The organism is Collinsella sp. AM34-10, from assembly GCF_003469185.1.
GTDB lineage: Bacteria > Actinomycetota > Coriobacteriia > Coriobacteriales > Coriobacteriaceae > Collinsella.
In genome coordinates this window covers 1-1576 of sequence record NZ_QSIL01000022.1, presented here as the reverse complement: position 1 = coordinate 1576, position 1576 = coordinate 1, and the positions used below count along the sequence as shown (strand labels likewise).

The 1576-nt window shown below is 55.2% G+C and carries 1 protein-coding gene; it reads right to left on the bottom strand.

Annotated elements, in window-relative coordinates; translation table 11 throughout:
• Nucleotides 1-117 precede the first annotated feature (117 nt).
• Complete coding sequence (locus DW823_RS09610) at nucleotides 118-1131, bottom strand: hypothetical protein (protein WP_118082045.1); 1014 nt, start codon at nucleotides 1129-1131, stop codon at nucleotides 118-120.
• Nucleotides 1132-1576 lie beyond the last annotated feature (445 nt).

The following is a 1576-nucleotide window of genomic DNA, read 5'->3' as shown; positions in this document are numbered from 1 at the left end:
GTGGTTCAAAGCTGGCCGCTGCGCGGCCAGCAGACTAAAGTCTTGAACAAAAGGGCGGCCGAGAACGTGTCTCGGCCGCCCTTCGGCGGTATTCCCCGGTATATACAGCTGTTTTAGCTACTCGGACTGCCCGCCCTTTTTGGCGTGCTTGGACGGAGCGCTCAGAAAGCGACCCGTCAGATAGTTCGCCGGGCCGGAAATATCAATCCCCAGTAGCACGTGCCCCAGCCACAAAAACGCCGCGAGCACCAGCAATGGAATCACGCACGAGGTCACGATCATCACGATGACGCCTTCGATGAGATCGGTCACTTGCCGCACAATTTCATCGGTCATCTGCTTGGCGCCGCTGGTCACCGACGTGACGAGACCCGAGGCACCGTCGGCAAGCTGCTCAAGCACGTTCTTGGACTCTGTGGACTCGGTCTTTTTCTTGCTTGTTTTGGAGCTATCGCTATCTGCCGCGCTCGCAGCGTCGGTCGCCTTTTGCTCGGCCGCCTCGATGCTAACGCGATACGTTTCGTCGACCTTTTGCGACACCCATACGCTTGCAGGCACCAACGCCATGCCAATTATGGCGACCACCAGCACACGCGTTGCCACGCGGCGAATGACGCCGCTGGTGCTCCAGCGTCCGTGAATACCAAGCGACACTGCAAAGAGCACCAGCGCAAACGGAATCAGGATGCCCAGGCCAACCGACCACAAAATAGTCAGCAGATATTTCTCAAGATAGAGCACGGCAAGCACGATACCCAAGTTTCCCGAAAGCTGCGCGAGCTGCTCGGCAACTGGCGTTCCCGTATCGCCCGGCAGCGCAGTGATACCCGCAGATAGGGCGACGCACGAGGTCGTGAGCGCCAAAACATTGCCCTTCTTTTGATCGATGACCTCGATGGTGGAGTCCCAGGTCTTGGTATCGGCAAAATGCGGACGAGCTACAAAGCCCGACAACAGCGCCAGTACCACGAGCGCAACGATAATGCCAATCTGCAGTTTTTTGTTTGCGCACACGACATCGGACAGGCTGGGCTGCAGCTCGGTTACCGTCGTGTGCTCGGTTATCTGGACAGGACGCCCATGAGTCATCTCGTGCGCGTCTCCCTTTTGAATCAATCCGTTGCCCGGCATTTGGATACCTCCTTATTCCGGCCTGTATTGCGGATGGAAGTATACCCACCCAGCGAAAAACCGAACGGGAGGGCATGCAGAAGCTCCATAACGCTGCTAGTCGAACAGTGCCCTTTCAAAACTATGCCGGTTTACTACGGTAAAACCGATAGGACCGACCACATTTGCTATTAGCAGAAAATGACAAGCTTTCTACCTGTGGCTTTGATAACGCCGTTCTATCCATAGTTGAAAGAATGCGATTCATCGTAGTAAACCGGCATAGTTTTGTAACCGACAGGCCGAGTCGGCACCGCAGCAAACCTAATGACCCGTTTTCTTCCATCCTCAAAGGATCAAATGCATGGCAGGAGTGTCCCTAACTGCCGGCAGATAAGGAACGTCCCCAAGTGCCGGGTAAATCAGAACCACCCTTAAAAAGGGTGGTTTGCTCTTAGGGTATAAC